Raw genomic sequence first — 12221 nt, forward strand, 5'->3', positions numbered from 1 at the left:
ATTAGTAAACTCGCAGCTATAAGTTCGCCATCATATATCTAAACGATAACTTTGGAAACTTCTAAAATTTATTTTTTGAGCACAGCCAAAGCACGCTTTTTCAAGATTTTAAAAATTCTGGGGAAAATACTCCTGAGCATCCTTATTCTACTTGTTCTAATACTCCTTTTTATAAGAAGTCCCTGGGGACAGAATATTATCAAGGATAAATTTATAAGCTCGATCGAAGAGAAGAGTGGTGCACAGATAGATCTGGAGAGAATTTTTGTACAGTTCAACGGGAATATTGAAGTCGACAATTTATATATCGAACATCCCGCGGGAGATACCATCATATATAGTGAACATATTACGGCGAATATTCCTTTCATGCCTCTAATTAAAGGTGAAGGATTCAGTCTCAAAGCTTTGGAGGCTCGCCGTGTTCGTGCTAATATTATTCGGGAAGATTCTATTACGGGGTTTAATTATGAAGTTCTCATGAAGGCCTTTGCTTCAGATACTACTCAAACTGCAACCACCGCGACAGATACGACCAGTTCAGGCATGCAGATATCTCTTGGAGAATTTGATCTGAAAAATTTTGACGTGGATTATGTAGATAAGGTGAGCGGTATTGATACCAAGGCAAAATTTGAAGAACTACAGCTCTCCTTTGCTGAAACAGATCTTACGAACATGGCTTTTGTTGTTGAAGACGCTATCCTGAATAATGCCCGCGTAACCTATAACCAAACGAAACCTTTTCCACCTTCGGAAGGTGAATCCAGTCCCGCCCCGATTTTTGAAGTACAAAAATTAAATTTCAATAATGTCCAGGCGATATACAATTCCAGTCCCGATTCGATTTCAGCTGAACTGAAGATTAATGTGCTGGAAACAAGTGCATCCAATTTCAACCTGCAGGATAGTATCATTTCTTCTGAATTGCTAAAACTTCATAATTCAGATATCATTCTGGAACTACAGCAGCAAAAATCCTCAGTAGCAAAGGATCAACAGAAAAGTACTGCCGAAAATTTTTCGTGGCCAGACTGGAAGATCAATATTGATAAAATCGACCTTTCCAATAATAATATCCTGTATCGTGTAAACGGTGCACAGGTAAAGCCTGGAACCTTTAATCCTGATGTTCTGGATATTCAGGATTTTGACTTGCAGGCTTCTCAAATTTCATACGCCCCAGAAAACGCGAGTTTAAATATTTCTGAATTTAATTTTACTGAAGCATCTGGAATTAAGGTAGATCAATTTAATCTCCAGGCAGAACTTACCAGCGATCATATAAGGCTTACAGATATAGTCTTCGACGGAATTGGAAACAGCTTGAATGGTAACCTAGAAATCAGTTACAATGATTTGGATGCTTTTCTGCAAGATCCTGGAAATGCTAATCTGCAGGCTGAACTTTCCAATATTAATATGAACCTGGATGAGTTTTTCAGATTTCAGCCAGAGTTTCGAGAAAATCAGTATTTAAAGAATCTCGCAAAATCTCCGGTTAAAGGAAATTTGTCCATTAGTGGTAAAGTGGATAATCTAAACCTGTCTAAACTTAATCTTCGTTGGAGAAATACCACTATACAGGGTAGCGGCAGCATAGTCAATGCACAGGATCCGGAAAATCTCAGCTTTAATCTGCCTAATGTACGACTTTCATCTACCCGCAAGGATCTCCAGAATTTTGTAAGTGAAGCCGATCTTGGAATGCAAATTCCCGAAAAGATTAGCATTAATGGAAGTTTTAAGGGTGATATGGAGCAGGTAAGGACTGCAGCCAAGATCGCGACTTCAGATGGTAGTATTGACGTAGATGGGAACTTCGAGTTTGGTGACAAGATTGCCTTTGACGCAGAGGTTCAGGGTGACGGGATCTCTCTGGGAAGACTGCTTCAAAATGATGCACTTGGTGATCTAAAAATAGACATTAAACTTACCGGAAGTGGTAATTCTGTGGCAGATCTTAATGCCAATCTTGATTCTACAATAGAGAGTTTTACCTATAATGGTTATGAGTTCAGGCAAATCGATTTAAATGGAGAGCTCAGGAACGGAAAAGGACCTGTTAATTTAGTATACCAGGATGCAAACCTGGATATGGAAGCACAACTGGATGTTGCCCTGGATTCGGTTTCTCCACGAGTTGATTTCAGTTTATATCTTGATGGTGCAGATCTTGAGGCTCTAGGGATTACCCAAAAGACTATCAAAGCAGCGTTTGAACTACAGGGATGGTTCGAAGGAAATTCTTCAGAATACGAACTTGAAGCTGAAATCATCGACGGTGTGGCGGTTTATAACAATAAGGCATATTTACTTGGCAGTTTTTCTGCAGATGCTTTTGTAAGACAGGATACCACTTCCGTAGACATTAATAACAGGATCCTGAACCTTGACCTTCAGTCCAATGCCAGTCCTGCAGCGTTTTCAGCAGCCATAGATCGACACTTTAAAAGATACATCACAGAAAATTACCAGGAAGATTCTATTTTCAATCCTGTTAATATGAAGATGAATGCGAAGATTAGCGAAGCGCCTATTCTAACAGAGGTTTTTCTTCTTAATCTTCAAAAACTTGATACCTTAACGATCGATGTGGACTTTGCAGAATCTGAAAGAAGATTGGATGCCAATGTCGATGTGCCATTCGTAAATTATTTCAATAGCGAGATCGATAGCCTGAAACTTGATATTAAATCGAATCCACAGGATCTTAAATTTGAATTCGCATTCAAGGAGCTCAATACCGGTCCGCTGGCTATCAAGCGTACCATATTTGGAGGTGATGTGCAAAACAGAAAACTGAACCTTGAATTTACTTCTCTTTATGACACCACCCGGGTCGTACACGCAACATCACAATTGAACTTTCAGGGTGATACGTTACAATTTCATATAGATAATAAGGACCTTGTTTTAAATGGGAACCCATGGCAGATCGAGAATTCGAATATGCTAAGCTTTGATACGGGTTACCTGAATTTCCAGAACTTTAGATTGTTTAGAGAAGATCAGGAAATGCGCATAAGCAACGATAAACCCGGTGTTGAAAAAGAACACCTGAGCCTTGACTTTAAAAACTTTAAGTTAGCTGCACTGTTAAGTTATCTGAATCCTGAAGAGAAGCTCGCACAGGGTCAGGTGAATGGAAATATAGTATATGAAGAACCTTTTGGAGAAACCGGTATCCTGGCAGATATGGAGATTAATAAACTATCTATGCTAGGTGTGGATATGGGAACTCTAAGTTTACAGGGGAATTCTTCTGGATTTAGTCAGTACGATTTCGAAATGGCGATGAAAGGTGGAGAAATCGATCTGGATCTTACCGGATCCTATATTGCGGCTGAGCCTTCAGCAAAGCTGGATCTAAATTTGGATTTGAACGAGGTGCGCATGACTGCTCTCGAAGGCTTTTCCCAGGGAGAGATCAAAAACGCTGATGGCAGTTTTAGTGGGAAATTTAAACTTAATGGCACTTTACTGGAACCGGTTTATGAAGGCAACTTACAGTTTGATTCAGCTTCCTTCAATATCGCGATGCTGGACTCTCAATTTACTTTGCCAAATGAACAACTCAATCTGGATAATCAAGGGGTATATTTCGATAATTTTGAGATCGTTGATGCTGAAAGCAACTCCATCGTGGTTAACGGTGAAATTACCACTCCAAGTTTCCTAAACCCAGGATTTGATCTTGATGTACAGGCAGAAAACTTTAAGCTCATCAATTCTACGGAAGAGGATAATGATCTGTTCTACGGAACTGCTGTCGTGGATGTAGACGCGCAAATCAAAGGTGATCTTACCTTACCAAAGGTGACGATGAATGTAGATGTGCGAAAAAGTACAGATCTTACCTATGTAGTACCGGAAACCGAACTTCAAATGAAAGAAAGGGATGGTATCGTCATATTCGTAAATAAAGAAACCCCCGACGATATCCTGACTGAAACCGAAGAAGAAAGCTACGTGGTTTCAGGCTATGACATTTTCGCAAGGTTAACGGTAAATGAAGGAGCAAAGTTCAATGTGATCATTAACCAGGAAACTGGTGATATTTTCCAGGTTCAGGGAGAAGGAGATCTTATCTTCAATATGTATCCTAATGGCAGAACTGCCCTTACGGGAATTTATAACATTAATGATGGTTACTATGAGATGAGTCTCTATAACCTTGTGAAAAGAAGATTTGATATAGCCGATGGGAGTCGTGTTTCCTGGGCAGGTGATCCCTTTGATGCACAGTTGGACGTTAGAGCCATTTACCGTGTAGAAACGGCCGCTTCAGGATTGCTGTCCTCAAGTTTGACCGCTGTAGATCCAGAGCAGGAAGGAATGTATCGACAGGAACTGCCTTTCTTGGTTTATTTAAACGTAGACGGAGATCTAATGGCCCCAAAAATTTCCTTTGGATTAGACATGCCAGAAGATGAACGTGGCGCCATTAGCGGAAGCGTATATAACAGGGTTCAGCAATTGAACAACCAGGAACAGGAATTGAACAAACAGGTATTCTCATTGCTGGTCCTCAACCGGTTCTTTCCAGAGGGCGGTAGTACAGGTGCAGGTGGTGGTACGATGGACGTAGCCAGAGATAACCTAAACAGTGCCTTATCAGACCAGTTAAACATGTTATCAAGCAAAGTACTTGGAAACAGTGGACTACAATTAAATTTTAATCTTGATAGTTATACAGATTATCAGGGAGATAATGGCCCTCAGGATCGTACTCAGTTGGGTATTAGTGCTCAAAAAGCATTCCTGGAAGACAGGTTGATCGTAGAAGTGGGAAGTGCCGTGGATATTCAGGGTGGAAATCAGGCAGGGCATGAGGCAAGCCCGGTCATTGGAAATGTTAGTATTTCCTATCTTCTTGATGAAAGTGGTATCTGGAGATTAAAAGGTTTCAGTAGAAGTCAGTACGAAAATGTGATCGATGGGCAGTTGGTAGTGAGCGGTATATCCTTGATTTTTACCAAAGAATTCAACAAGTTCAAGAATATGTTTGAAAAGGCGGTGATGGAAGAAGTAAAGAAGGAAAAGAAAGAACCTGCAGACACAGAAAGTTCAGAAGGTACAGAAAGCACGGAAGATGAAAATTAGAATTTCAGTAATTATAATAATAGCTGTAGCACTGTTCCAGTCCTGCAGCGTGGAAAAATTTATCCCGGAAGAAGAATTGCTCTATACGGGGTCTAGCATTCAAATCGAATCTGATACCGTAATAAAGGAGAAACCAGAACTAAAAGCTGAATTGCAAAGTGTTCTAAGGCCAAAACCTAATGCGCAGATCCTGGGTATGAGACCGGGACTCTATTTTCATTATAAAGCACAACGTGAAAAGCCGGGCTTCATCAATAAATTTTTAAATAAAAAAATAGGGGAGGAGCCGGTTTACTTATCTGATGTAGATCTGGAAAACACCGAAGATCTGCTTCTAAACAGATTGGAAAACAGGGGCTTCTTTTATTCAAATGTTACTTCAGAAGAAATGAAGAATGAAGATGCGAAAACAGCATCTGTGAATTATGATCTCAACGTACCAGAGCCTTATACGATGGCTACCTATCAGCTCGACAATGATACGCTACGAGTGTATAATGAGATCAAAGGCAATCTGGATAAAACGCTTCTGGGTGAAGGGATGAGATTTGACCTTCCAAAATTAAAACTGGAAAGGGAACGCATCGATCTTTTTCTGAAAGGGGAAGGTTATTACAACTTCAACCCAGGATTTTTAATTTTTGAAGCAGATACCAACCAGTATGACAGGAAAAAATTTGATTTATTTTTAAGACTAAAAAAAGATGTCCCTGCAAAATCTGTTATTCCATACAGGATTTCAAATGTAAATGTTTACGCAAATTATAATGTGGATGAAGACAGCGTTACCAACAATTTCAAACGATTCGAGGATAAGAATTACTTTCAGGATGAATTGTTCTTTAGACCAAAATATCTGGATCCTTATTTGTTAATAGAAACGGGTGATAATTTTAGCCCTGAAGCGTCCAGGGCAACCAGTAGGAGATTGGGAACTATAGGTTCTTATAAGTTTGTAAATATTAGGTACGATGAAGTTGATACTCTGGCTACAGATAGCATTGGCCTATTAGAAGCGAACATTTTCCTATCACCTTTAAAAAAGCGAGCGATAAAAGCAGAGCTGCAGGCCCTGACTAAATCCAACAATTTTGCTGGTCCGCATCTTGGAGTTACCTTTTCTAACAGAAACCTGTTCAAAGGTGGTGAACGTTTGGATATTTCAGCCAATTTTGGATATGAGGTTCAGCTTGGAGACGGAGGTATCCCGGGAAGAAATTCATTAAATTTCGCTCTTAGCAATGATTTAATTGTACCAAGACTTTTATTCCCAGTAGAATTTAATAACAACTTTTTTAAATATGACATTCCAAAAACCAGGATAAGCCTGGGAGGGGACTATTTAAAGAGAGCACAGTTATTTACTCTTACCAGCTTAAATGCTGCTTTTGGCTATTTCTGGAATGCTAACAGGTATGTTACACATGAATTGAATCCCATAGATCTTAATTTTGTAAGATTAGGGAATGAAAGCGAGGAGTTTTTAGAGATCTTGGACGAAAATCCGTTACTGAGAAGCAGTTTTGACCAGGAATTTATTGCAGGTCTAACTTATTCCTTCACCTACAATGGAATGATAGATTCTAATAAAAAACATGTGTTCTTTCTAAATTCCAATTTTGATATCGCTGGAAATACCATGAGTCTTATTGGCTCTGAAAACGAGCAGGGAAAAGATGAAGTTTTTGGGCTGGATTATGCACAGTACGCAAAACTGGATATGGATTTTCGCTATCATCTAAGATTTGAAAATCAGAGTTTAATAGCAACCAGATTGTTTAGTGGCTATGGAATCCCATATGGTAATTCTGATGTGATGCCTTTTAGCAAACAGTACTTTTCAGGTGGGCCTTATAGTGTTCGCGCCTTTAGAACCAGGTCTCTTGGTCCAGGGACATTCCAGGGAGCAGAAGATACCGAACAGTATCGTGACCAGTCTGGTAACATCAGGATCGAGGCAAATGCTGAATACAGGTTTCCAATCGTCACTTACTTAAACGGGGCATTTTTTATAGATGCCGGGAACGTCTGGAATAGCAAGTCCCAGGAAGAAACTGGCTTTGAAAATGGTCAGTTCCAGTCAGATTTTATAAATGAACTGGGAATTGGTGCAGGTGCAGGTCTGAGAATCGATATACAAAGTTTTGTGATAAGATTTGATCTTGCTTTTCCAATGCATGATCCAAACAAGCCACAGGGTGAAAGATGGGTAAATGATTTTGGCAGTCCGGTGTTTAATTTTGCGATTGGTTATCCATTCTAGTGTTGCAGCTTCTGCCCATAGCAAAGATCTCCGGCATCACCCAAACCAGGAACGATATAGCCATTCTTGTCTAGTTCATTATCTATGGTTGCAATCCAGAGTTTGGAATTTTCCGGAAACTCAGATTTTAAGAATTCAATACCTTCCGAAGATCCTATAACAGAAACCAGGTGGATCCTGGCCGGTGTCCCCATGGGAGTGATCGCTTTTAAAACATTAGCGAAAGATTTTCCCGTAGCAAGCATGGGATCTGCCAGAATAAGCGTTTTACCCTCCAGGGAAGGTGAAGCCAGGTATTCTACCAGGACTTCGAAATTTTCATCATTATCGGGATGATGTCTGTAAGCAGAAATAAAAGAATTTTCAGCGTCATCGAAGTAATTTAAAATGCCCTGATGTAAAGGCAGGCCGGCTCTTAAAATGGAACAGATCACCACCTCATTGTCTGGCTGGGCGATTTCAGAATTACCCAGTGGCGTTTCAACAGTTCGTTTTCGATAGTTGAGTTCCTGGCTCAGCTCATAAGACATGATTTCTCCCAAACGCTCTATATTTCTACGGAAGCGCATACGATCCTTTTGGACGTGTACATCTCTTAACTGACTTATAAATTTGTTAGCGATTGAATTATTTTGGGATAGTTCGTGAACCTGCATGTAATTTTCCTTTTTTGGTACTCAAAATTACTTTTTTTATTTTATTATTAAAGAATACACCTAAAACCTAATTTGGTCGTTATAAAATCGAAATTAAATATTGGCTGTATTTTTGATATGCTTTTGCTGCATAAAACACTTGCTATGAATAGATTCATTCTTTTACTCATCATGTTCAGTTCTGTATCGCTCTATTCTCAAATTGAGATTCCAAGAAGCACCAATACAGGAAGGGTTATCAAAGCCGAAGAATCAAATTCCACAGGCTTTCCTATTCTGAAAAGAGACAATGCCGAGAAGGAAAGTCGGTTTTTAAAAGAAAAGCCTAAAGCTATCGATCTCAGGGAAAATCCAAATAATTTACTTACTGAAGCAGACGCCATGAAAGAAAAATGGGCAAAAGATGCTGAAGTAAAAGAAGAATATAAATTTGACCAGAGCCTTGGTAACGTAGTAACGAAGGGTAGATTTGTGGAAGTTTACTGCCGAGACCACCAGTTTATTGACGGTGATAAGGTACAGATCATTGTCAATGGTGAATTAGTGGAGGCAAGTGTGACGCTAAGCGCTGGTTTTAAGCCGGTATTGGTCAATTTACAGGATGGTTTTAATAGCATTCAATTTGTTGCGCTGAATCAGGGAAGCTCAGGACCCAATACAGCTGAATTGAGAGTTCTTAGCGAAAAAGGGGAGATGCTCGCAAAGAAAGAATGGAACTTGCTTACTGGTGCAAAAGCCGAATTGATCGTTGTCAAAAATTAATGATCGAATATTACTTTTCAATGATTCTGACTTGTTCAATTTTTACTGCAAATTTCACATTAACTTAAGGTTACCTGACAATCTTCTGTTAATCTTTCGAACTAAGCTCCTTTAAGTTGCTAAATTGAAATTAATTAACCAGTAAAATTGAAATTATGGCAATTGTAAAAGTGATTGAAGTGATAGCCGCTTCAGAAAAAAGTTTTGATGACGCAGTACAAAAAGCAGTTACAGAGGCTGCGAAGACAGTAAAAAATATCCGCTCGGTTTACGTAAAGGAGATGAAAGCCCATGTAGATGGCGATAGAATTACTTCGTATGCGGTGAATGCAAAGATATCGTTTGAGAAAACCAACTAAGAGATCACAATAATTTAAAGAAATGCCGGACGAAAGCCCGGCATTTTTTATTGATTCCCTTTTAAAGACTTAAATTTGCTCCAAACATGGTACTAATGTCTGCAGATATTTTTGAGCATATATCCAGGGAAATCGAGTTTTCTGAGTTTGAAAAAACAGAATTTAGAAGTATTCTTTCTGAAGTTTCCATTCGAAAAAAAGAATTGCTTATTAAACCCGGGCAAACGGTACAAAATGAATATTTTGTGGTAGAGGGATGTTTGCGTGCTTACTATCTGGATGAGCAGGGTAATAAGCACATTATTCAGTTTGCCATCGAAGACTGGTGGATTAGTGATTTTGAAGCATTTTTTACTAACCAGCCTTCAAAACTTTATGTGGAGGCCATTGAAGATTCGAAGTTATTGTCTTTAAATCGAACGCTGCTCGAAGAACTATACCAGAGGATTCCAAAATTTGAACGCTTCTTCAGAATAAAAACCACCGGCGCTTTTGTTTCGCTCAGAAAAAGAATACTATCATCCCTGGAAAAATCGAACAAGGACCGTTATCTGGATTTCTGCGAAACCTATCCTGAAATCGAAAAAAGAGTTCAGAATTATCATATTGCAAACTATTTGGGAATGAAGCCAGAGAGCTTAAGCAGGATTCGAAAAGATCTGGCATAAAACCTAGTTAAGTGGCAACCTCCTTTGTGTTTTATACTGAAATGCATTTTATCAATAGCATGTCTATATATATAAAGTTGATGAACTTCATCTATAAGCTTAGGCTTAAATCATTCAATAATGTAAGACCTGTGTAAATGGCTTCAGAGTTAAATAAATTAGCTATGCATGATAAAAAGATCCAGGTTATACCAGGCCTGTTATCCATGTTTCGTCCTGGCAGACAGGAATTCTATAAGTTGATTTTTTGTTTTAGAAGACATCAATTGCCATGCTTTTATAAATTAATATTGTAATAAATATATACCGGTAAGTACATTCATTCCTTTCCCACATTACAATAGCAGCAGAATTACTTCACCTGATAGGTTATTGAATAAAATCTAATCCCGGAAGTTGATTATTTAAAGCTTTCACAATTGATTTGCTATGCCTATCTTTGTAAAAATTTTAGTGCAGGTCAAAATGGCTTACGCTCTCTCTGAATAAATCCTACAAAAGATAATCTTACACATTAAATTTTTCTGGTATTCGTTTAGTTGGTTCAATGCATTGAAATTTTCAACGAATATTAATTAATTTATAGTGAATGGCAAGATCCGGACAAACCCAAAACAAAAGAGAGAAAGAAAAGAAGAAAATCAAAAAGCGTAAGGAGAAAGAAGCCAAGCGTTTAGAAAGAAAAGAAAATTCCAACAAAGGTGGATCATTCGAAGATATGATCGCTTATGTTGATGCCGATGGGAATCTAACCGATACTCCACCAGATCCAAGTCAAAAGGTAGAAGTAGAAGTAGAGGACATCGAAATTGCAATTCCGAAGAAAGAGGACAGGGAGGAAGAGGAGATCATTACTGATACAGAAGGTAAGGTTTCATTTTTTGATCACTCTAAAGGATTTGGATTCATTATCGGAAAACAGACTGGCGAGAAATATTTCGTGCATGTGAGTGGTCTTATCGACGAGATCGATGAGAATGATAAAGTAAGCTTCGAACTGGAGCAGGGAATGAAAGGACTCAACGCTGTTAGAGTTAAGGTCATCGATTAAATTCTCTCCTAGAAAAGGGAACTAAATACAAAACTGAATTTATCCTGTAGCGTAAAAGTTTGAAAACTAATTAATTATTTATAGTGTGAATGTAAAAATAAAGATTACATTTGCCTTAGTAAATATTTTAGTTTTCTTCACTTTTTAGTCCTTTCAGGATATTTCAAGTTTTGTTTACTTCATTATTTAGTTTGTAAAATTAATAGTACCAGTATCAACAATCCAATATTCGCTCAAAAACGAGCATCCGATTTCTCAAAGACTCTTCGAAGCCGGGTAAATAGCTATTTCAAAAATAATAACATCAGTAAACATGCTAATGCAAGCATGATCGTAAAAACTGTGCTGATGCTATTGACATTTATAGTCCCTTTAATCATTGTTAACACAGGAGTCGTTGAAAGCACATGGTTGTTGTTTGGACTGTATATTTTAAGTGGTTTCGGCATGGCTGGTATTGGCATGGGAATCATGCATGATGCAATTCACAACTCTTACTCCAAAAATCAAAAGGTCAATCAATATCTGGGTTATACTTTAAATCTCATTGGTGCTAACGCAAGCATCTGGAGAATTCAGCACAACGTACTTCATCATACCTTCACAAACATTGAAGAGGCTGATGATGATATTAATCCTCCATTTTTCCTACGTTTTACTCCGCATACCAAAAGATATAGGATCCATAAATTTCAGCATTTGTATAGCTGGTTCTTTTATGGTTTATCTACTGTAAGCTGGGTAACTGCCAAGGATTTTGTTAGAATGGCCAAATTCAAGAAAATGGGATTTTTCAAGGAAGGTAAAGAATTCAAAAAACAGTTACTTACCGTAATTGGCTGGAAACTGGTTTCTTTCTTTTTTGTACTCATACTGCCAATAATCATGGCACCACAGGCATGGTGGATTGTTGTTATGGCTTTTATTAGCATGCACTTTGTTACAGGTTTAATGATTACTACCATATTTCAACTGGCACATATCGTTCCAACCACGGAGTATCCACTGGCAGATGAAAAAGGTATTGTACAGGGTGACTGGGCAAGTCATCAATTATTGACAACAGCTAATTTTTCTCCAAAGAGCAGGTTATTTTCCTGGTTTATTGGTGGATTGAACTATCAAATTGAACATCATTTATTGCCTAATATCTGTCATGTTCATTATAGAAAAATATCACATATCGTAGCGCAGACCGCGAAAGAATACGGTTTGCCTTATCATAACCAGCATAGTTTTGTATCTGCCGTTGGTGAGCATTTTAAAATGCTAAGACAGCTAGGTAAAGTTGATACATTGAGAGTTGGATAAAATAGATCGGAAGCCATACGATCTTAAAAGTTTAATGGCAATTTA

8 protein-coding genes are annotated in these 12221 nt (G+C 38.3%); 7 read left to right on the plus strand and 1 reads right to left on the minus strand.

Annotated features, from left to right (window positions below; translation table 11 throughout):
* Positions 1-75: 75 nt before the first annotated feature.
* Together G529_RS16000 and tamL are read left to right on the plus strand one after the other, a co-directional pair.
* Positions 76-5106, plus strand: a complete 5031-nt coding sequence (locus tag G529_RS16000; RefSeq protein ID WP_035696158.1) for a translocation/assembly module TamB domain-containing protein — start codon at positions 76-78, stop codon at positions 5104-5106.
* Entirely contained in the window at positions 5096-7369 is a 2274-nt protein-coding gene (tamL, locus tag G529_RS0114325; RefSeq protein ID WP_026916184.1) for a translocation and assembly module lipoprotein TamL, read from the plus strand. The genes G529_RS16000 and tamL overlap by 11 nt, the downstream gene beginning before the upstream one ends.
* On the opposite strand, the gene upp is transcribed toward tamL, so the two are convergent.
* Positions 7366-8025, minus strand: a complete 660-nt coding sequence (upp, locus tag G529_RS0114330) for a uracil phosphoribosyltransferase (protein WP_026916185.1) — start codon at positions 8023-8025, stop codon at positions 7366-7368. The two genes, tamL and upp, sit on opposite strands and share 4 nt — an antisense overlap.
* Positions 8026-8169: 144 nt before the next feature.
* Here upp and G529_RS0114335 point away from each other — a divergent pair, with 144 nt between their 5' ends.
* From G529_RS0114335 to G529_RS0114355, 5 genes are all read left to right on the plus strand, one after another.
* On the plus strand, positions 8170-8787 hold the full coding sequence (locus G529_RS0114335; protein WP_026916186.1) for a hypothetical protein: 618 nt from the start codon (positions 8170-8172) through the stop codon (positions 8785-8787).
* Between the two features lie 155 nt (positions 8788-8942).
* Positions 8943-9146 (plus strand): dodecin family protein, encoded by a 204-nt coding sequence (locus tag G529_RS0114340; protein ID WP_026916187.1) that lies wholly within the window; start codon positions 8943-8945, stop codon positions 9144-9146.
* 95 nt (positions 9147-9241) lie between these two features.
* Complete coding sequence (locus G529_RS0114345) at positions 9242-9814, plus strand: Crp/Fnr family transcriptional regulator (protein ID WP_026916188.1); 573 nt, start codon at positions 9242-9244, stop codon at positions 9812-9814.
* 589 nt (positions 9815-10403) lie between these two features.
* Entirely contained in the window at positions 10404-10865 is a 462-nt protein-coding gene (locus G529_RS0114350) for a cold-shock protein (RefSeq protein WP_026916189.1), read from the plus strand.
* 327 nt (positions 10866-11192) lie between these two features.
* A complete protein-coding gene (locus G529_RS0114355) occupies positions 11193-12176 on the plus strand; it encodes a fatty acid desaturase family protein (protein WP_051201467.1) in 984 nt (327 codons plus the stop codon).
* Positions 12177-12221: the final 45 nt, after the last annotated feature.

The organism is Christiangramia portivictoriae DSM 23547 (assembly GCF_000423045.1).
In the GTDB taxonomy this organism is placed as follows: Bacteria; Bacteroidota; Bacteroidia; order Flavobacteriales; family Flavobacteriaceae; genus Christiangramia; species Christiangramia portivictoriae.